The sequence below is a fragment of the Comamonas sp. w2-DMI genome, from assembly GCF_040187735.1.
Classification (GTDB): domain Bacteria; phylum Pseudomonadota; class Gammaproteobacteria; order Burkholderiales; family Burkholderiaceae_C; genus Comamonas; species Comamonas terrae.
Genome location: NZ_JBANEL010000013.1, coordinates 49,802 through 69,066 on the forward strand (window position 1 = coordinate 49,802; position 19,265 = coordinate 69,066).

At 51.1% G+C, this 19,265-nt stretch carries 16 protein-coding genes and 1 pseudogene; 10 read left to right on the forward strand and 7 right to left on the reverse strand.

Translation table 11 applies throughout. From position 1 onward, the window contains the following. From V8Z74_RS14770 to V8Z74_RS14780, 3 genes are all read right to left on the reverse strand, one after another. Positions 1-2,217 carry a site-specific integrase gene (locus V8Z74_RS14770; protein ID WP_349709833.1) on the reverse strand — a complete coding sequence of 739 codons (2,217 nt, stop codon included), beginning with the start codon at positions 2,215-2,217 and terminating at the stop codon, positions 1-3. An 81-nt stretch (positions 2,218-2,298) separates the two neighbouring features. After that, complete coding sequence (locus V8Z74_RS14775; protein WP_349709835.1) at positions 2,299-2,565, reverse strand: helix-turn-helix domain-containing protein; 267 nt, start codon at positions 2,563-2,565, stop codon at positions 2,299-2,301. Positions 2,566-2,780: 215 nt separating this feature from the next. Beyond that, the gene (locus tag V8Z74_RS14780) at positions 2,781-3,854 is read right to left on the reverse strand and encodes a hypothetical protein (RefSeq protein WP_349709837.1); all 1,074 of its coding nucleotides are present in this window, start codon (positions 3,852-3,854) and stop codon (positions 2,781-2,783) included. 1,845 nt (positions 3,855-5,699) lie between these two features. On the opposite strand from V8Z74_RS14780, the gene V8Z74_RS14785 reads away from it, so the two are divergent. The 4 genes from V8Z74_RS14785 to V8Z74_RS14800 all read left to right on the forward strand — a co-directional run bounded on the left by V8Z74_RS14785 (position 5,700) and on the right by V8Z74_RS14800 (position 9,978). Next, on the forward strand, positions 5,700-6,275 hold the full coding sequence (locus V8Z74_RS14785) for a hypothetical protein (RefSeq protein ID WP_349709839.1): 576 nt from the start codon (positions 5,700-5,702) through the stop codon (positions 6,273-6,275). Between the two features lie 466 nt (positions 6,276-6,741). Next, entirely contained in the window at positions 6,742-8,268 is a 1,527-nt protein-coding gene (istA, locus tag V8Z74_RS14790; RefSeq protein WP_349709841.1) for an IS21 family transposase, read from the forward strand. After that, complete coding sequence (gene istB, locus V8Z74_RS14795; RefSeq protein WP_349709843.1) at positions 8,258-9,055, forward strand: IS21-like element helper ATPase IstB; 798 nt, start codon at positions 8,258-8,260, stop codon at positions 9,053-9,055. Before istA ends, istB begins: the two co-directional genes overlap by 11 nt. Continuing rightward, positions 9,052-9,978, forward strand: coding sequence for a DUF4942 domain-containing protein (locus V8Z74_RS14800; protein ID WP_349709845.1), 927 nt, complete (start codon positions 9,052-9,054; stop codon positions 9,976-9,978). Before istB ends, V8Z74_RS14800 begins: the two co-directional genes overlap by 4 nt. 1,035 nt (positions 9,979-11,013) lie before the next feature. Here V8Z74_RS14800 and V8Z74_RS14805 read toward each other — a convergent pair. Beyond that, positions 11,014-11,376 (reverse strand): annotated as a pseudogene (locus V8Z74_RS14805) (DDE-type integrase/transposase/recombinase); the annotation flags it as partial. On the opposite strand from V8Z74_RS14805, the gene V8Z74_RS14810 reads away from it, so the two are divergent. The 5 genes from V8Z74_RS14810 (at position 11,340) to V8Z74_RS14830 (ending at position 13,860) form a co-directional block, all read left to right on the forward strand. After that, complete coding sequence (locus V8Z74_RS14810; protein ID WP_349709847.1) at positions 11,340-11,531, forward strand: helix-turn-helix domain-containing protein; 192 nt, start codon at positions 11,340-11,342, stop codon at positions 11,529-11,531. The pseudogene V8Z74_RS14805 and the gene V8Z74_RS14810 sit on opposite strands and share 37 nt — an antisense overlap. 970 nt (positions 11,532-12,501) lie before the next feature. After that, positions 12,502-12,822 (forward strand): hypothetical protein, encoded by a 321-nt coding sequence (locus V8Z74_RS14815; RefSeq protein ID WP_349709849.1) that lies wholly within the window; start codon positions 12,502-12,504, stop codon positions 12,820-12,822. A 74-nt stretch (positions 12,823-12,896) separates the two neighbouring features. After that, the gene (locus V8Z74_RS14820; RefSeq protein ID WP_349709850.1) at positions 12,897-13,169 is read left to right on the forward strand and encodes a hypothetical protein; all 273 of its coding nucleotides are present in this window, start codon (positions 12,897-12,899) and stop codon (positions 13,167-13,169) included. 67 nt (positions 13,170-13,236) lie between these two features. Then, positions 13,237-13,425: a hypothetical protein gene (locus tag V8Z74_RS14825; protein ID WP_349709851.1), complete on the forward strand. Its 189-nt coding sequence runs from the start codon at positions 13,237-13,239 to the stop codon at positions 13,423-13,425. A 111-nt stretch (positions 13,426-13,536) separates the two neighbouring features. Further along, positions 13,537-13,860, forward strand: coding sequence for a hypothetical protein (locus tag V8Z74_RS14830; RefSeq protein WP_349709852.1), 324 nt, complete (start codon positions 13,537-13,539; stop codon positions 13,858-13,860). A gap of 321 nt (positions 13,861-14,181) precedes the next feature. On the opposite strand, the gene V8Z74_RS14835 is transcribed toward V8Z74_RS14830, so the two are convergent. Both V8Z74_RS14835 and V8Z74_RS14840 read right to left on the reverse strand, forming a co-directional pair. Next, positions 14,182-14,754: a hypothetical protein gene (locus tag V8Z74_RS14835; RefSeq protein WP_349709853.1), complete on the reverse strand. Its 573-nt coding sequence runs from the start codon at positions 14,752-14,754 to the stop codon at positions 14,182-14,184. Between the two features lie 83 nt (positions 14,755-14,837). Further along, on the reverse strand, positions 14,838-15,380 hold the full coding sequence (locus tag V8Z74_RS14840) for a hypothetical protein (RefSeq protein WP_349709855.1): 543 nt from the start codon (positions 15,378-15,380) through the stop codon (positions 14,838-14,840). A 58-nt stretch (positions 15,381-15,438) separates the two neighbouring features. On the opposite strand from V8Z74_RS14840, the gene V8Z74_RS14845 reads away from it, so the two are divergent. After that, on the forward strand, positions 15,439-16,137 hold the full coding sequence (locus V8Z74_RS14845; RefSeq protein ID WP_349709857.1) for a hypothetical protein: 699 nt from the start codon (positions 15,439-15,441) through the stop codon (positions 16,135-16,137). Positions 16,138-16,445: 308 nt separating this feature from the next. Here the strand turns inward: V8Z74_RS14845 and V8Z74_RS14850 are convergent, their stop codons facing one another. Next, entirely contained in the window at positions 16,446-17,891 is a 1,446-nt protein-coding gene (locus V8Z74_RS14850; RefSeq protein WP_349709858.1) for a replication initiation protein, read from the reverse strand. Positions 17,892-19,265 lie beyond the last annotated feature (1,374 nt).

A 19,265-nucleotide genomic window follows, 5' to 3' on the forward strand; every position in this document is an offset into this window, starting at 1 on the left:
CTAGTAGGTGTACGAGACCTTTTGAACTGCATTGATGCGTTGGGTCATGTTCGCTTTCACGTAGATGCCGGTCACAGCAATGCTCGAATGCCCCATCAATTCTTTTACGACTGCTAGATCGTTACCGCTGGCAGCGAGCACCTGGTGCGCGAAAGTGTGACGCATCCAATGCATGGAGGCGCGCTCAAAATTCGTTGGATCACGGTTGAGCTCGTGGGCCTTCAGGGCACAGGCCTTGAAGAACGTCTTGATGATCGAGTGAATGCGTGCGGAGGAAAGTGCACCGGTTGTGTTGGCCACACGGGGTGCATCGAAGATGTAGTCGCCGGGTCTCGCATCACGCCCCTGAGCTTGTGCTTCGTCAATGATTCCAATCAACGGCCATTCCTCATCCTTCAAACTGGCCAGCAAGGCCAGTTTGCGCGTTTTGGCGAGGTTTTTGCGATCCTCCCGATGATCGACCAAGGCTTGATAAGTTTTCTGCGTTATCGGTACCACCCGCTCCTTGCTCCCCTTGCCCACGAAGGTGACCTGCCAGACATCGCACTCGTTGTTGTCCATGCGTGCTCGTTTAATGTCTCCCCACACCAGAGGAGCAACCTCGGACTTACGCAGACCCGTGGACTGAAGAAGCAAGAGCAATGCACGATAGCGACGCTTTTGTGGAGTGTCATCCATGCTGGCTAGGGTCTCACCCACCACGGCGATGTCTTGATTCGATAGGCTTCGCGTCGTATCCATCGTAATTTCCGTGCGCTTGGTACGGACCAATCCCTCAGCTGCATTGGCATTCAGATAGCGGGCTTTGAACAGCGCGGAGAAGAGGGCAGATACGGCACGCATCGTGTGCTCTACAGAGGCCGGCGAAAGAGGGCCACGCAACGGACGCCAATGCTTCGAGGCCTTGGTCACACGCGCTGTCTGAACCCAGTGCGGTGGAGGGTTGCGGAGAAAGTTTTTGAATTCCAGGAGATCCGTACGTACAAGGGAAGAGATTCCCTTGCCTTTCTCCACGACAGCCCAAAGAACCAAACACTCGATGGCACGAGAATACGCATCAAGCGTGCGCGGTGAGTCGTGATACTCCGCCAACCAGCGTCTGATGGCATCAGCGTCGTCAGTGGCTCCCATCGTGTTGTTATCTCGGCTTCGGAACGTGCCATCAATACGTAGGCGCAACGGCCAGTCGAGGTGCTCGATGGGGACGATGCCAAACTCCAACGCTTGCCACTCGACTACGTTTCCCGCTGCGCTTGCTGTGCTGGCCACGCTGGACACGCTGGACACGTCACCATCCTCTAAAGGCAGAGACTCCTTGATCAACGAGTTGAGCTCCACGCCGATGGACTTTTCATTGTCGATCAGCCACATCATGAGGCGGTGCGCTTTGGCTTTGCCAACGGCCTTGACCTTAGTTGGCCAGCTACGTCCCGTGATGTTTATCCAATTGCACAGATCCGCCAGGGTCAGCACTCCAAATGGGCGCACTTTTTCGGCAAGAGCTGGGGCCAGCCACGCAGAGACCGTATCGCTCCCGACCGGTGCAACGGAAACCAAGCCGTAGAGCTGGCCGATTGCATCAGCAACTTGACCAAGCCGTTTCGAGGTGTAGGGGTCGTTCAACGGCTGAGCAACTTCGGGGGCGGATTCAACTGCCGGCGTGGCTTTGGCCTGTGCAAGTTGATCCCCGTAGCGGTCTTCATAGGCCTCAAGGACTTCGGCTTCACTGAAGCCGTCCATGTTCACTTCCCGCATGAACTCATCCAGGGTGGGAAGACGTTCTGCTGGCGCTGGTTTGGGGGTAGAGGAGGCAATCGTGGCTGGGGTTGACGCCAAGGCCTTGAACTGCAGTACGTCCGCGCGCCACTGCAGAATGAGACGCACCGCAGCCTCTACAGTAGGCCTGGCATCCTCTTTGATACTGGCATCAGCACGTGTAAGTGACTCCATACGCGCCAGCAGCGCCTCGAAGTAAGCAGAGGCCTCTCGCGCTGTGGAGATGTCCAAGTGCAGCAGATAGCGGACGGCAGCTCGCCGTTGATCCATACCTAGCAAATGCGCCCGCAAGAAGGCGAAGTCCGCTGTAGTGAAAGATTGACCGGTGCCAACTAGGGTTCGCACCTTGCTGCCACGGGGACGCCCACGGCGCTTGACGACGGGCAGAGGGACGGAATCAAGAGGTTGTAGGTCGTCAAATGCGACGTGACGCTGTTGCATGCGAGTTAAATTTCCTGATCTCAAGAAATCTCATAACAGGCCTTCCAGAATACCACCTGAAATTGCGAGCTTCCTCAAGGATCACTCAGGGCCAGGCCGGGGCCCTGGTCGCACCTCTTCATAGTACCTTGCCACGAATTCAGGAAGCGGTATGCCTAGGGCATCACACCACTGCATCAGTTCTACGAGGTCTAAGCGCCTTACACCTCGCTCGACACGACTTATCCAAGGCTGCACTTCGCCAAGACGCTCCGCAAGCTCCACCTGGGTGATCCCTCGATCATTGCGAATCTTCACAAGAAGGCGAAGTAGTTCGTCGTTGTCTCTCGAATAAAGGGATTTCTGCATGCGGACCTCAAAGAGGCCCGACTGTCAAAGGGCGTGATATTTATACGAAAAATGCACTATCGCAATTCCGCATATTTTTCGTGTATTTCCTATGCTGCTGTTTTGGACAGCATCATCGCTGAAGCGCGTCCCATTGGTGAAGGACACCACAGGCCTCCGAACAGAAGGCCAAATTAGCGCAACAAAAGACCAAGACCCTCGATCCAATCAGGGCGTCAACTATCGTTTTCGTTCTTGGACTTTTGGTCGTAGTAATTTTGAATGTAATCGTGGATTGGATCAGGCAAAGATAGCTGTTTTGGATGCTTCTCCAAAATAGCTTGAGCGCTAGCAATCTTACGCTCATCCAACGGCTTTATTAGCAGAGATTCATCGAAGCAGTACGGATGCCCCAATAAATGCGAAGTCATATGCGCGTGCGCTGAAATATCCGAAAGAGACATGGAAACGTCTGCATTTCGATAGAATTCATCATCAAAATAGGCTTTGCGCAGCGAATAAACGGAAAGCTCGTTATTTCCCAAGTATTTATATACCTGACTTAATGGAGAGAATAAATAAGCGAAACGCTTGGTTTTATACTCCTCACTTGGGTCATGAATTAATCTATTGGTGGCCAACCTAATAAGAGCCCTCATTTGCTCTTCATTCCAGATAGGAATTCGACGGGCCATCTGAGCATCCTGATTACGAATGACGATGCTTCCATTTTTTCGGGCATAGTCTATTGTCAGGGCGGGGTTGAGCAGCATCGCCTCCTTGAGCGTCAAGCCCAGATAGCGCACAACCTCAAGCAAAGCAGACTCGGTGTGCAAGGAGTGATAGCGCAGGTCAGCTAGAACATCTTCAAAGGCGTCTGCATCAAAACGCGCGTACTTTTTCCTCTCGTGGATGAGATCGAAAAGCTCGTCCTCAAAAAAGAGAGGCGTAAGACCCGAATCAAATTTCGAATTGAGAAAGTCGTCTATCCCGGTACACAATGATATAAGACCTTGGTTATTCAGAGCACCTTCATAGTAAGTCTGGATTACGTTATGGCGCAGGGTATTGAAAAAACCTGGATCAATTTGTTCATAAGAGTTGATCTGCAGCATACGCAGATACTCAACAAAGAAACCGAACACGCGAGCCTCACGCGTATTCCAGATAGTCGCGCTAAATCTTTGGTGTTTAATGAACTGAGCAGCATCAGCCTCAACCAAATAAATTGGCTTAGGCGCTGGCTTCGGGACAGGCCTATTTTTTCCGCCTTGGTCCGTGTTTTTATTGCGCGCTGTGTCGGAATTCACCAAGCATTCCATATTCTATTAATGAATGAGCATCCCTTACAAAATAAAAATACGAAAGACACAGTAAAAGCGCCTAACATATTAAATACCTACGTAAAGATACCTCTCCTATCAAACTCTCTCTAGTCTAACAGTTTATCACTGGACTGGCGAATCCTGGCCTGCGATTGAACCCTCACCAACCAAAGAGAGCTCGAAAATTAGGCTAGTAAGACGGCCAGAAACTTAATGACCAAGTGCTATATCTAGCAGTCAATCTGTCGGTTCGAGGAGCACCTGCAATCAAACCTGTTGCAGAGCGCAGGAGTTGCATGTATGATTGCCTCATCTTGCTTCGGCAGATATGTTGCCTAGTGCAACCTTAACTTCTCTACCCACGGACCTCGGTCACAGTGCGGTCTTGGTTCCATCAAGAACCAACAATCTTTCAGTGGCAATGCCACAACTCACATGCAGCTGCTGCATGTCTGAGCATCCAATCGGGTCTAGCTGTTGACGACATTCAAACGTCCTCTATGACTCGGAATAGCCTCTTAGGCTCATCTCCCTCGGCTGCGCTGTGCAGCACCTGACCCAGTAGCGCTGCTAAGGCATGCGACCGTCTCACCGTTGGTGTTTCGCTCCTGACCGAAGCAGGCCTGGCAATAGTGCCCAGCCATCCAAATGATCCTCCACGTCCGCGTCCCTCAGACATATCTGAACTGCACAGCTCAACGCGATCCCTGTTGATCAGCCCAACGCATGTGCCTTAGACAACGTGGTCAAGCGATCATTACTTCCCGCAACACGCCTTTTTGTCGCAGAAAACTGCGCACCGCTTCAGTGAACATTGAGCGAAGGCTGTTTCAGTTCCTCGTCCTGGCCACGTGGCCAGGACGAGGAACACAAGGCTTCTGCCACCAAATGCCGCTGCAGGGTTCTTTGCTGAGCCTTCAAGCAGCCCAGATACACAACTGCCAAGCAAATTGGCATCCTCACAAGCAAACGGTGCAAACCGGACCACCTGAGCACAATTGCATTCGGGTATTTCAAGTACCAAGGGTTTCTTGGTTCAAGTGATTGAGCAGAGCTAGATGCTACCCCCACGGCATCAGCCTCATCTGAGGCGCAAGGAAGGGTCTGTGCAAACCCTCGTAGACAAGGAGAAGAGTCTACGAAATAGAGCGGGCCTCAAGCCACGCAGGATGCGATGAAGCCCTAAGCAGTGGCTGCGTTGCATGCGCCAAGCGCGCGAAGAAAATTAGAACCCAGACAGTCTTCACACTGGACGGATGATCTCGCGGAATGAAGTCAAAAGAGGTGGACTTCACTCTCGCAGAAACATTTAGCGAAAAGGCAGTCGCGCTGCTTGAAATGGTAAGAACCATTCTCAACAACACAGCCGGCCTCTAAGCAACAGCCCACAACAACGAATCGCGGAAGAGAGCTCGCTCCATCCACGCACAGAATTTCACTGCCATCAGCTAAGGCACAGCACTGAGCTTCAAGCTCTGCGACATAGGCGTCAACCTGGCTCGGCAGGCCAAGAGTATTCGTGATTCGTTCAAAGCGCACACCCCCTAACGACCTGCGATAGGTCTTCATGGGGCACACAGCGCTACACCTTTAGAGCCACCATCTCACGCGATATCACATTCCTCATACGAAAAGCATAAGAGAGGAGTGGATCAGAGCAAGCGTGGCAGCCACCAGCGCCAGCATTAGCACAACAACGCCCCTCAACATGCCTTCGTGTATCCACCGAGCATGCAAATGAACCCGGCCCTACTGCTCCCTGGGGGAAGAGTGGAAAGGTCAACATTGGTGATCAAAATGCGAAATATCAGCTCTGCTGTGGCTACTCTGGTGAACTCATCCAACTTGCTGTCAACGGGCCAAAAGGCCCAGGCACTGGTCACCGACGTTGAACACGCTCGATTCTTCGAATCGGCTGGCTCGCGCGCAATATATTGCATTGGCCAGCATGGTACTTACCTGCAGTTCGTGGGCGCACATCCAAAACAAGCTGCGGACCTGGCGTCCTACTTGGCCAAGGCCGATGCTGATACACGCTGCTTCCTCATTACGTCTATTGGGTACGAAGCGATCAAACGTGACCAAGTAGAAATCGCTGCAGGCCAAAGGACATATCACGTCGTCGGAAACAACGTCATCGACAATACCGGCGAGTGCATCGCCAGCGGCATCTCGATCACTGTAGATCCATCTGGCGCAATGGTTGCGTTTGAAGCTGGACAGGCCTTTTCAGCCACGCCATCAAACCTCTCTGCACTTCGTCAAATCGCTCTGTATGAGGCCCAGAGCATCAGTCTCGGTTGCGAGGTCCACACGATGAAAATTGGACTGAGCAATGTCACTGTTCCGAAGTCATACCGAGGCCCGCTCAAGTCCATTGGCCAGCAGACTATCTGCCGGATCTAAGCCAACAGCACAAGAGCTTTGGATGGCCAAGCCTCCCTGCGAGCAGTCAAGTGCTAACGCTACCGAAAACAGCCAAATCAGCCTGGAGTTGGATGGCGATACCTGGTATAAATCCTCATCTCCCAATCACTTGGGCGTAGCTGGCAAGTCCAGTCCTTTACTTTCTTAAACCCTGTCGGGCCGTGTCCCGATGGGGCATGGCCCGACTCCTTCCTGAATGGAGTCTCCCATGTCTCATGTACACGCAGTGTCTATCCGCAAGCTCGGCTCCAATCGTGGATGCCCGCGCTTGTGGCTTGAAGGCCGCTTACCTGCTTCTGCAGGCTTCCATCCACAAATTCGCTTCGCTGCCATAAAGTGTTGATTTCCACCCAGAAGTGACCCACTAGCCCCCGGTTTTTCCATCTCAATCTGACCCACGCATTAACCCTAGCCTGCTGCTTTTATGTGCAGCAGGAGAGCAGGAGTGATTGACGTGGCTACTTTGAGTGTCATCAGGCGCTGGGCTCTTCGTGAGCACCTGTCCATCCGGGAGATCGCCCGCAGAACTGGGCTTTCTCGCAATACCATCCGCAAGTATTTGCGCTCCGATGTTGTGCAGCCTCGCGTTGCACAGCGCACGCTCTCTACCAAGCTCGATCCATTTGCCAGCAAGCTGTCTGGCTGGTTGCGCACAGAAGCTAACCGCTCTCGCAAGCAGCGACGCACGATCAAGCAGATGTTTCTGGACTTGCAAGCGTTGGGCTATACCGGCTCCTACAGCCGAGTTGCTGCCTTTGCAAGGGTTTGGAAGGCTCAGTGCCATGCGGCTGAGCAGACAACGGGCAGAGGCGTTTTTGTGCCCCTGGTCTTCGGCGCTGGAGAAGCCTTCCAGTTTGATTGGAGTGAGGACTGGGCTGTCATTGCAGGTGTGCGCACCAAGCTGCAAGTGGCGCACTTCAAGCTCAGCCACAGCCGAGCCTTCTATCTGCGGGCCTATCCCCTGCAAACCCATGAGATGCTGTTCGATGCCCACAACCGTGCCTTTGCGGTGTTTGGAGGCGTCCCTAGGCGTGGGATCTACGACAACATGCGCACAGCCGTCGATCGTGTCGGCCGTGGCAAGCTCAGAGAGGTCAACGCCCGTTTCAGTGCCATGGCCAGCCATTTCCTGTTCGAGGCACAGTTTTGCAATCCGGCCTCGGGATGGGAGAAGGGACAGGTCGAGAAGAATGTTCGGGACGCTCGCCATCGTATCTGGCAATCTGCACCAGCGTTTCCGACACTCAGAGCCCTCAACGATTGGCTAGAGCAACGGTGTCAGCAGTTATGGCAAGAGATTGCGAATGGCCAATTGCCTGGCTCTGTCGCGGATGTTTGGGTGCAGGAGCGCCCAGCCTTGATGCCCATGCCTCGTCCGTTTGACGGCTTTGTCGAGCATGCCAAACGGGTCTCGCCCACCTGCCTAGTTCACTTTGAACGCAATCGCTACAGCGTGCCAGCCTCTTATGCCAACCGGCCTGTGAGCTTGCAGGTTTATGCCGACCGCCTGGTCGTCGTGGCCGAAGGCCAGTTCGTCTGTGAACACCCGCGCATCATTGAGCGCAATCACCAAGGCTCTGGGCGTACGGTCTATGACTGGCGCCATTACTTGGCCGTATTGCAGCGCAAGCCTGGCGCATTGCGCAACGGTGCGCCGTTTGCCGAGTTGCCAGACGCGTTCAAACGTCTGCAAGCCCTGTTGCTCAAGCAGCCTGGCGGCGACCGTGAGATGGTGGAGGTGCTTGCCTTGGTGTTGCAGCACGATGAGCAAGCCGTCCTAGCCGCTGTCGAGTTGGCTCTGGAGGATGGCGCACCCTGCAAGACCCACATCATCAATGTCTTGCACCGCCTGATTGACGGTGCGCCCCAGCCTGAGCCCATCCACTCGCCACAAGCCCTGGCTTTGATCGTTGAGCCCCAGGCCAACGTCGTGCGCTATGACCAACTCCGACAGGTGCACCATGCGTCATGACCCCGCCATTGCTGCGATCATCATCATGCTGCGCCAACTCAAGATGTTTGGCATGGCCCAGGCCGTGACAGAACTTGCCGAGCAAGGCTCTCCTGCCTTTGAAGCGGCACACCCCATACTGTCGCAACTGCTCAAGGCCGAGAGCGCAGAGCGAGAAGTGCGCTCTATTGCCTATCAGCTCAAGGCAGCCAAGTTTCCAGTCTATAGAGATCTGGCGGGCTTTGACTTTGCCCACAGCGAGGTTAATGAAGCCTTGGTGCGCAGCCTTCACCGCTGTGAATTTATCGAGAAGGCTAACAATGTGGTGCTTGTCGGAGGCCCCGGTACTGGCAAGACGCACATCGCTACGGCCCTGGGTATTCAGGCCATTGAGCACCACCGCCTAAGGGTGCGATTCTTCTCGACCGTGGAGTTGGTTAATGCATTGGAGCAAGAGAAGGCACAGGGCAAAGCCGGACAGCTCGCCCACAGGCTGGTGCATACGGATCTGGTGATACTCGATGAGCTGGGCTATCTGCCCTTCAGCTCATCTGGTGGTGCGCTACTGTTCCATCTGCTCTCGACGCTTTACGAACGCACCAGCGTGGTGATCACCACCAACCTGAGCTTTAGCGAATGGGCCAGCGTGTTTGGCGACGCCAAGATGACCACGGCCCTGCTGGACCGCTTGACCCACCACTGCCATATTCTGGAAACAGGCAACGACAGCTACCGCTTCAAGCACAGCAGTGCAGTCCAACAACCGCCCATGAAGAAGGAGAGAAACAAAACCTTATCCACATCTTGAGCCTGCCGGCTCAAGCCAAAGGGTGGGTCAGTTTGAGATGGAAATGGCGGGTCAGTTCTGCGTGGAAATCAACAATCAGGTCAACTGCTCTGACTGACAAGCTCTCCCAACAAGCTCAAAAGAAGGTTGAATCGCAAGCGGAGACCATCTATGAACTCGAATTCACCGTCGCCAACATCAAAGGTTTCCTCCTTGGTCTTATGGAGAACTTGGGAGAGATCTACAAGGTGATGATCTGCGATATGTTCGACAACATATGCGGTCTTTCCAATGACAATGTGATGTTTTATAAGTCCTGGAAGTCCAACGAAAGGCATAAAAGTCTTGGTGTACGTTTGAAGCGAAGCCGATTCATCATTCCAAGATTCAGGACCTTTGACATTGGCGAACGGGGTGTAACTAGCCTGTCGTTCCTAGCCGACCTTGACAAGATTTCTGCTTACCTAACCAATGAGCCAGGGCCATTCAATGGCCTGGTCCATGCCTTCAAAACTCAGAAGATTGAGCCAGGGGCTCGATACGCTACAAAGTATTTTGACTTTCGGCTCTACAAAGGTGGCACGATCCATTTCTTTCCCAAGAATGATGATGTCATTGAGAAGATCAACTTGTTTGTAGGCAAGGTTAGAAGATGGTTGCCAACTGACATGGAGGAGGCCAACGCCGACTTCAGGACGCAGTACAGCCAGGCAGAGACCTTCAAAGAACGGTACCAGACAGAGTTCTCAAAGCGAAGCCGTGAAGGCGAGCATTGCCTAGTTTATGGGCTCCTCCAAGCGAGCGAAGATCGCAGGGAAGAGTATGAACATGCCATCTCTGCACTTTCTGATTCCGTCTGCAAAGTACAAGTGGATCTTGGTATCCACGCAGGCACCGCACTGTCTTATCAGTCACAGGAGCAATTGCTCCTAACAGCCGCGTAAGCAGCTCAAAAGATGCCCGCCCTACAGTCTCCGGACTGGGGCGGGCATCGCTTTTGTAGCAAGTAACTTTGCGAAAGCGCATCCCACCTCTGGATCAGCCAGACAATGAGCAATAATTTTTTCCACCAAGCGATATCAATGCATGAAAACTGCGCAAGACGAATGCATGCACAATTATTCATCGCAAATGTGCTTCCGCACGCTTTTCACCCCCTGCATTTTTTTGCAAAGAGCCATTGCAGTCAGGTTCGTTAGGGTGAACTAGACGTTTGTTGACTTTGAACGTTCGCAGTAGAACCATGGTGTTGAGGAAGATCGTCTGGGATAGGTTCTGGGCGGGCCGTTTATCGTTACCTATTTGCACGGACGATAGCACTCACTAGGGTCTTCGAAACAGCAAGGGATGCCAGATTTAGGCTCATCGAGCATTCAAGGAATTGCTTCGAAACTCAATAAGGACAAGGATTTAGCTCGCTGAACACCCGATCAAGGGCAGCCACCAAAGGCCTCAGGGCGCTCTAAATTTGTTCAGAAACGGCAATGCCGTATTTTTTCCACATTTATGCTAGATTCATAAGTGCAATTGAGTATCTAGCAAATTAATACATGAGTTCAATAATAGAAAGCCAAAAAATCAATCGAGACAAGGACTTAGCTTCAATGTGTGTCGGTTCTCACTGATGTCGGTTCTCACTGAGTCTTGTACTTTTGTCGGTTCTCACTGAGTCTTGTACTTTTCTCACTCAGTGTTGTTCTCAGTCGCGGTTTGGCCTGGTCGCGCCCTGTCGCTGTAACGGCCTGGTGAAGGCATCGCATCTATGGATGCCGCGCGGGTCTTGGCTAGCAGGTGTTCAGATCACGAGCAGAGTTCGATTGCTTCGCCAGTCGGATCGCACCAAAAGTACAAAACTCAGTGAGACGGAAACTGGAAAGTACAAAACTCACTGAGACACGGGTACAAAACTCCGTGAGAAATCATGAGCTAAGTCATTGATTTTTCGTGAGACCGAGTACAAAACTGAGTTGGTACCGACACCAGCCCACTATGCGACTGGCAAAGACGTCGATGACGTAGGCCACGTACAACCAGCCCCGCCAGGTCGAGACATACGTGAAGTCGCTGGCCCACAGCTGGTTGGGTCGCTCGGCACGGCACTGCCTGTTGACCCTGCCCACGAACATCGAGTCTTGGTATCGCCGACCGTGGTGCGTACGCACCTTACCGCGCATCACGCCACGAAGTCCCAGCTTGCGCATCAAGCGCTCGACCGTGCATCAGGTCTGCGAAATCAGCATCTCGTAGCGATGAGCGCGGGCGCAGCGCCTATAGGGCTCTCGCAGCTGCGCCGCATGGCGTCGATATGCCGAAGGGGCAATCTGCAAAGCCTTGCAGAGTGGCGCATGGCATCTCCATCAGGCACTGGGCACAGGCCTACGGCTTTTCCGAGAGATTGGTCTATGCAGTCGTAACGGGACGGAACAAGGCGTCAAGAGGTCAGAGCTTCAAGATCGCTGTGGCGCTTGGCCATAAGACTGCACCTTCTTTGACTTGAACGCCAGATTACATCCGCCAAATACTTCTTTCGCAGACAGACAAGGAGGTCTTATGACATAAAAAAAAGCCAGCCACCTTTTCAAGTGACCGGCTGGAGTGCTGAAAAAAGTATCAGCTCGCATTCTTAGTCTCTAACAGCACCCTCCGGTTGTTAAGTTTTCTTTATTCCAATTTTGGGTTGGAAGGGGAATTCTTTGCCGCTTCTGGCATCCCGCGCCCTAACGCGATGTGTGCTTGCCCATACTGGTTGGATGGGCCGGGACCTCCTTGTCCCTCGGGTGCTTGTACACGCACTGTCGGTCTGACCGCCAAATTCAGAAACTTAGTTTTCACATGGACAAGAGTGCTCGTGCGGTACAGGCGATGGAGAGTAGTAAGCGCGCATTTGTACTGTCTCCAAGTCCGTTGCAAAAATTGGCGCAGGCATAAATGGACGGAAAAACAGTCAAAAATTAGCCAGAAACGCTTAAGGCCGGAAGCCGTACAAATCCCCAAAGAGGCGTCTACAGGATTGACTTTCGTTTAAAGAACGTTCACAGATCCCGCCCCTGGACCCAGCAAATCATGCACATAAAAATTCTGAGATTTGCAGTGCGAACGCAATTTTAATGCGATAAGTACCAATTTCAAGCAATTATTCTCTAGATATTTTGATATATCGGCTAGATATAGCTGCAAATTTTTGCTTGGAGAGCCCCTGCCACGCACCTCAGAACAGGTCTTAAGAGGTTCGCGCGGTTCATTTCGCTCATTTTCATGCCGTAGCAAGGCAATCTCCTAGGTCCTTGTTCATTGGCTACCAGCTCCCCCTCCTCCCCCTCAGGCTTGTTTTTTTGCTCCCATTTCGTTAGGATCTATACATCAAGCCTCGGCTGATATCTGGTTTCGTGCCAGCAAACTTTTCAATAACCCAGACGGGCACCTATCTGCCCTCTTGGCTCGGTCTCCGTCTTTCCTTAGAGATGGATATGACCGAAATCAACATACGTGGAATCGAGATTCGAACTTTGCTTGCAAAAGCAAAAGTGCAATCTGTGATCCATAGTCAAGACCCCGACGAGTTTAACGGCCATCATCTTGAGTTTGAGGCTTTCTTGGAGGCTCAAGCTCTTGGCTATCAAGAGTACCGGACTCGTGTTATCGAAGATGTACCAGGTCTCTTCATTGGAGAGCCTGGCCTGATCGAGGCTTGGAGAATGGGGTGGAGTTCAGCCGCAGAGTTAGATGAAATTCGGCACTGTTCGAGTTGCCAAACTGCTGCTGGAGACCCTTGCCCTTATCACGGCTAAACAAACTTTACTTCACCCGCTGGATGAACTTCATCCGGTGGATGGTGTTCATCCTTTTCCATATATGGAGAATCATGAACACCTCAGAATTGCGAGGTTTGTCTGCACGCGTAAAGCTCGCACAGGCAAACGTGCAAGCGGCCATCTATGGCAAGCATTCCCCTCAATATCAAGTCCTACTCACAGAGGCCATCGAGGAAGCCCGAGCTATTGGCTTTGGTGATTTCGACAGCTTCTGCCACGTTGAGCACCCCATCATGTTCAGAGGCGAACGCATCTTGATCGAGCGCTGGCAACTGGGCTGGTGTGAGTCGGGTTCTAGCCTTATGAGTCAAGCTCATAGCTAGACTTTTCTTCCCCGGAAGGGCCCTGCCCCATGGGGCTACCCTGCCATCTTCACTAAAGGAGACTGCTATGGCTAGTTATGAGATCGAAGTCGCAGACGAAGCACTTCGCCAAACTTCATTGCGTGAAACGACAGCCATACTCGACAGAGCAGCGATTCTGGATCTGCAACAGCAGGGCCTTTATGCTGAATTGCGAGCAATTCCGTCGTGTTCCGTACCCCACTGGAAGCGCCCTCACCCGGCCTACTTCGAGTGATTTCACCCTGAGCCGCTACGGAAGTAAGGCTCTTTTCCAACCCAGCTGGGAACTCCCCAGTTGGGAGCTCCTGGCGCAAACGGAGGCATTGCCTATCAACCAGGAGACAATATGGAAATCTTTCTTCGGCTAGTGTTGCTAGCCATCGTGCTGACCCCCCTACTCTTCGGCCTCTATGGCCTGACAAAGTTGCTTTGGCGAGTCGTAGTGCATTTTCGCGCATGGATCTTGGACTTCCTTGTGTTCATGAGCGACAACCTTGCATTCACGGCCTTCATGGTCGCAACAACGGGAGTAAGCCTCGAAATGCGTGCTATGCCCTGGACCGAAAAGGTCCAATTTGCAGGCACCTTCTTGCTACTGTATATTCTTGGAAAGAACCTTGCCAAAATTCGAGCTCGTCTTGAAGAACGCAAGGTCGACCAGGAGAAGTGAGGTTCACAATGGAAGGTACTACATCGATCAGCTTCAGCGAGTTCTTGAACTGGCTCACTGCTATAGCTGTCGTGGGTGTTGCTTTGACCGGTTTCATTCTTCACAAGTTGAAGAACGAGCCCCAGGCATAGCACACATAGACTCAAATGCAAAAAAGGCTGCCAACCGGCAGCCTTTTTTCTTGGGTATGTGGAGTCTTGTGGCCTCTAAACACTGAGCCCCTACCAGAGGGGGGACACCCGAAATCCAGAAACCCATGCATAGATCCTCACCGCCATTTGCACATCGGGCTTCCCCATCTCGACCGAGATCAGACCACCTTCAAAAAAAACGCTGATAGTCGGAAGACAGGTTCTCATTTCGATAGCTGTCCTTTGGTGCAGGATGCCCTCTGCCTAATTGTGTGATGCGGTCGTAGACCATCGCTACAAGCTCCTCTGCCCTCTTCATTTCTGCAGGCTGTGGGACAACAACTCCCAATCTTCTGATAGCAAACGAAGCGTGCTCTGCGGTGATGAATCCCGCATGACCAGGTGCTTCGATTGCCTTTAATGCGTATGTGAGTTGAGCAAAGAAGTCGATGAATGTAACCTCTAGCGGAGTGGCATAGACAACCGGTTCAATGAAGTCCTCAAAGCGCTTGTAGATCGCTGCAAGCACGTTCGAAGAGATCCCAAATCCATCGTTTGAAACTGGAAGCATGGCCCTCACTTCAACTTCCACTTGAGGAATCACGTAGACAGTTTTGCGAGCGGACGAAAGTTGCACACCATGCGGAGCTAGAACGATTGAACCATCCTTGCGCATCCACTGTTGCATTGAGCGCCTCTCTCCTAGTGCCATCGATACTTCAGGAAGGTTCAACGCTCCCAATGCCTGGCTGAACTTTTGCATCCAACGTCTGGCCCGCTCAAGATCACTAACAGCGACCCATCGTTTGAATGAAAAGTGCTTGACCTGCCGCACCATATGCTTGGCTACACAGCCCCCAAAATCTGAAGCTCACGAAATTTGATAGCAACCATGTCTCTAAGTAAAAGGCCGCCATTCTGGCCTAGAGAAGCAGCGTATGCTTGGAGCTCAGGATTCTTGCTCAGAAACGTTCTGTAGGCAGCGTAGTTCATACCCAGCGGCGAGCGCTCAAGACTTTCATAGAAGCCAATGCAGTGTCTTCTCATTGCAAGATGCATACGCAAATTTGTGAATGAAGTTATGCAGAAATAGGAAGTACCAATGAGCAGGATGAATGCCGGGATGAACAGGTCTTCCACTCTGCCCCTGATCATCTCGAATGTGAAATAGCCGAGGATCAAGAAGCTCGGCAACATCCGTATCCCTTCCCTCAACAACAGACGCTTTAAGTTAGTTGCAAGGTACTTTTGAAATTTCTGTTTGAGCTGTTTTTCATCATGCAACATTGCATGCACACCAGCCGCTGTGTCGCCGTCAAAGGATTTCTCGACTAATGTCAGCGCTAAGTAGATGGTCTGGATCTCACTTCTGCCCAGAAATGTGCTCATCGACTCTTCTGATGGTAGAGGGGGTGGTGTTTTCATGTGTTTTGAGAAAGGTACTCGTATGTTTCAGCGCAAATTGCTGGCAATTGTCTCAGTGGAAGAGTCCAAAAAAGTTAGGTGCCAGTATCCAGGTTGTGGCCACCCAATTTACCGAAGTATCCACGTTGTTAGGGCCGGGGAGGAAATATTGCTTATAGGCTCAACGTGCATCACCAAGGACAGCAACAGCTACAACCTGGGTGAACCTGCTTATACCGAAGGTGGCAGTGGAGGAAGACTCCTTAGTCCAGAAGAAAGACTGATGCTGATTGAAAACACTGCAGCGCTTATTGAGAGGCTGAGGAATGAATTTGAGCAGCGTTCAGCCATCGATATCCCAAAGATTCCGCCATGGCAAGCACGGTATACAGCTCCAAATCCAAGAATCAAGAATGGCACAATCATCAACTCACCATCCCCTTGGGCATGGGTTGATCCAGCACGTTCTCTTTTGCTACTCAAGATGCCAGACGGCTCTGTCTGGCTCAGGGTACAAGCGCGTGGAGGCAAACATCATCTTGTCCCTTTCCCGAAGTTTGAAGGTTGGGATGAAATCCTTCCCTCATCTTATGGCCAAGTCAACGAAACAGGCGATGGATACGTGCTGGCGGACCTCATCGGTGCAATTCAGTACATGCGCAGCATGAAACCAGTAGTTGATTTGGTTTGCAGTTCTATCAGTAGCGCACTGGTAATGGCTAAGCGGGGTCACAGTGAATAATTTCAAAGACCCAGAACGCATTCATGAGGCTAGGCCCACCAGCTTCAAGCAGCCACGACTAAGGGCATAGGCGAGCGCCCTACCCCAATCGAGGTGCCCCATTTAATGTGTTGAAAACAATTCCGCAATCAAACCGCGTCGAGCTCCAATGGGTAGAGCATCAATTTCGGTGCGATTTTGGATGTAATGGTCTACTGCTTTCTTGATTTCGTCTGTACTTATGTCTCGTCCCAAGCGATCAAGTCCGCAACCCACAATACTGCCTACATCATCGCCATAATCGCGAGTAAGGCGGTCTCGATAGACAGTCATGCAGCGCCCAATGTCAAATTGCGTTGGTTTGCCAAAATTTCTTGCTTCGCCATTTCTCGTTCATCAGGAGTAATTTCACCGTAATACTGCTTGATGTACCAAGTGTGGAATAAGACCATGTTTCCGTGCCCATTTCGACGGCCAATATTGAGCGCAAGCTTGTCATTTGTGAGCGTAGCGTTGTACTCTTTGAAGCATGCATGCTTTGCTTCAGTTGTCATTGCCTCAAGATCCGCAATAGCGGATTGCTTGCGTCGAGCCATCACGAATTCTTCAATCTGTGCGTTAGTAACTGTATCCTCTACATTTGTCTCATTTGCTTGCGTCTTGGCCACAGCAGGACTGGGCGTGACAAAGACAATGCCCATGACTTTGGCGCAATCAGGGTACTCTCGGTAATAGCCGTTCTCCAGTGACCGGATGAAGTACCGATGCGGGTATTTCAGCTGATATTTTTCGAACTTGGCTCGGTACAAAGTATGTGCATAAGCAGCCTGTATGTCCTCAATTTTGTGCTTACCAAACAAGTTGAGAATGTCTGGATTAGTTAAGGGCCACTTTTCCAAGAAACCTCTCATCTGTGCATGGGCCTGTGACTCACTCAAACCCGATAGAACTTCTTGACGGCTGCCCTTTGGTTTTATGATTAACCGAACTTTGTCAATGAATTTCCCACGCTTAATGACATCCAGCTCGATGTTGTATTTGGTTTGCTGTGATACCTCGTTAATCGAAGGGATAAGATAGCGCTCAGAGAACCCGCTCCAGGTCTCAGCCTTCTTAGGAATCTCACGGGCCATAATAAGACCGCGAAGCAATTCCCATGGCATCAAAGAGCTGTGCTGTATACCTGCGTACTGACAGGCAAGCTCATACAAGGGCACAGAACACTGTAACCTCAGAGAAGCCATCTCCCGCTCTTCCATGAGCGCATAACGATGATCCTTCGAGAATAGATGCTCTATGTCAGAGTTGATCTTGAATAGGATTTGCCCCTGCTCATACAGGATAGTCGGTACGCAAACGATCCAAGCAAGTTTTGGGTTGTTCAAATCTTCCTGCTCAATATCGAAATGCATGCGAATTTTTTGCATCGAATTCGCAACTTGAGCAATGTGCGTACGGTTGTTCGTGCTCATGTTGAGCGCAACCTTCAGATCAGAAAAAGGTATTGACCAGAATCCTTGCTTATTAGGCGTCTGCGTTTGAACACACTTGATGATGATGTTCAATAGCTTCTGCTGGCTGTTGGTCTGGAGTGACGCACTGAGCGAATTGATCAGCGGGTAGTTCTTCCGGATCGTTACAGCATTTGGTGTTGCAACCCGAACCTTGATCCGGCGATACCTCTTTGCTTTTCCACCTGCTGGAAATCCATCTAAGTCGATCTGACCGTCCTCCGACTGGGACAGCTGAAGATTCCCGTCTTCAAGATTAGCCATTATCAACCTCGATGGTGGTGGAGCGATGAACCCATTGAAATTTCCCGAATAGCACCGGGTCTCGGAAAAAATTGTATCAAACAGCCATTCGCTTGTACCCATCTAATCTAGGAAATTTTCGATAACTTGGCAAGTCCCCACTTCGGTTGAGCAAGTCGAGCTATGAAGGAAATGGCTTAGAAAAAAGGTATGAAAGGTTCTCAAAAATAATCTTATAAATCAATAACTTACGCGAAGAAAACCCCCTTCGTTTGGTTTCGTAGAACCCTCTTATTGGTACGTCAACACCCCTCGTTTGGTTCTTTCTAACCAATGATTTTGCTGTTTAACACCCTTCATACCGATAGGTTCAGGAGTACAAAGGTGTTGGATTGCACCCACTAGATGAGTTCTTTTTTTGGGCATAGCTTATGACGAATGGTCTGGGCGGTGAAGCGAAGCCTCCCCTGAAAACGTGCGAAATTGGCTCTATAGCACCCTTCATTTGGTACCAATTCTCCCTCCTGTTGGTACCTGATAAAAAAAACTCCATTTCACCCGGCCATTGGTATGAGTTGAAGGGCATGAAGAACAGTTGAGGACGCATAGGTCCGAACGGGGTCATTCGGAAAAAAAAAATGCTGACGCTTGGTTGTTCTTCCTCCCCGAAAAAATTGAAATTTTTACCTGAAAGAACCACGACCTTTTTCAGAGCCACGTGCGTGTTGTTAAAACATTAAAACATTGATACATAAATACAATAAAGGGGGTAATTTCCTCTTTGTTTTCAACGACTTACAACGGTATATCTCCCCTTTGATGGTACGATGACGCCCTCTGTTTGGTACTACTTCACCCACGCCTTGGTTTGCTAGAACCCTTGATATGTGCTGTTTCACACCTTGATATGTGCTGCTTTTACCTTAGGTTTTGTGCAGTAGCACATGAGATTCCACCCCTGCACTGTGCGATTTTTTGTCGTATCAGTCCTTTGATATCCCCAGAAGATCGTTAAAAAACCTTCAGTTGGACCCCTCTATTTGGTACGCTTTGCCCCCCCCTATTGGTTTATCACCACCCTTACGTTGGTGTGTGTTTTAGGGCGTATCGCGCAATTTTTGGGTCTTACATCCCTCCTATTGGTACATCAATAGCGTGCGGAAATTTCATCCTGCCCCCCCCCTCCTATTGGTACGTCTGCATGTTGGTGCGTGGTCTCGCAGAAAAAATTGACCATCACCCTCCCCTGGATTGGTATAGCGAAGGGGCGTGTGCGAAAAGTTCTGCTTAACTCCCTCCTATTGGTCTCTTGCTTAGCACTCATCCCCCCTCCATTGGTTTCCCCCTCCCCTACTTCATGGATTTCCTAGTGAAAAAGCTACTCATAAGTTGCTT